Here is a 1316-nt window from a genome sequence, read left to right on the forward strand (position 1 = left end):
CTTCCCATCACGCACCGTCTCCGCAATCGAGCCCACCCGGCCGATCTCCACCCCGTTATAAGTCACCTTCGAACCCGGATCCATCACCAACCCGGCCCGCGACGCCAACATGGTCAGCTGTGTCTTGGGCGTGAAACCTCCGCGGAACTGGATGTAGACCAGGGTGAAGATCACCGCGAACACCGCGAGCACGACGAAGGTGATCACCTTGTAGGGCGGCTCGCGCGAGTCGTTGATCTGAACGGGTGAACCCTCCATGGCGCTACACCGTGCGCCCGAAGGTCATCAGGGGCGGCCGCCTATGCGGGTGGTTGCCCAGATAACCCACGGTCGCCAACCCTGCCCCTCATCTCGGTGCCGCCGCCACCCAGCCTGTACACACATGCAATAAGATCAATGAAATGTACCGCGACGCCGTGGCACAAACAAAGCAACAGCCAAATCGGCGGGCGCACAACACCATTTTCCGAATAACCGTTCCAGCTGGTGACGATTGACCGCCGATATCGGCGAACGAATGATGTTGCCTGGCAGAGTTTTCGCGCGCCAAGCGGGATTTACGGGTTGATGGTGTTGTCGCCGACCTGGCGGCCCCAGACGTATTCGATCGCGTACGGCGATCCCGTGTCCAGGTGGTTGTACGGCGCAAGGCTGTTGCCGGAGTCCATCACCAACTCCGGTGCGGGCCACAGGTCGCGGGTAATCGGCTGCCAGCATCCCGGCGCACCGCCGGGGCCGCCACGCGCGTTCACCCGCGGCAGGTTCTCCGGCCAGACGTAGGGGTTGGGCGCACCACCGACCAGACCGGCCGTGGCGCCGAGGCCCAACGTGAGCGCGGCGACCGCGGCGAGCGACAGCGGGTTCGCGACCAGGCCAAGTCCCGACGTGACCTCGGTGTCCATGTTCAACGAGTAGCCGTTGAACCCGCCCTCGGAGGCACCGGTGATGGGCACGATGTCGTGGTAGTTGTGCAGCGTGCAATAAATCTCGGGACTGTAGGTGTCCAGCAGCTGCGCCGTCGGCACCAGGTCTTCGGCGCCGCGCGCCAGGTACGGGCCGCCCTTGTTGAACAGATCCGCGCCGGTGTTGCCGAACCCGGCCGCCGCCAACAACGCCCGATCCAGATCCTTCTGCTGAGTGTTGATCGTGCGCGAGGTGATCACCGCGTCGTTCAAAAAGTCGAACAGATCCGGCGACGCATTCGCATACGTATCCCCCAACGCCGCCAACCGCTGAATATCCTTGCGCGCCTGCGGCAGCTGCGGATTCACATCATCAAGCAAGGCGTTGGCGTTGGTGACCGACTGACCGAACTT

General features: G+C 63.4%; 2 protein-coding genes. Both read right to left on the reverse strand.

The window, feature by feature from the left end; all coding sequences use genetic code 11:
* The coding region (locus tag A5732_RS25570) for an MlaD family protein (RefSeq protein WP_142256677.1) at window positions 1-258 on the reverse strand (258 nt) is incomplete at its 3' end.
* Between the two features lie 299 nt (window positions 259-557).
* Window positions 558-1316, reverse strand: a 759-nt coding sequence (locus A5732_RS25575; protein ID WP_171975104.1) for an MCE family protein, incomplete at its 5' end; no start/stop codon positions are given.

The organism is Mycobacterium colombiense (genome assembly GCF_001953985.1).
GTDB classification, from domain to species: Bacteria; Actinomycetota; Actinomycetes; order Mycobacteriales; family Mycobacteriaceae; genus Mycobacterium; species Mycobacterium colombiense_B.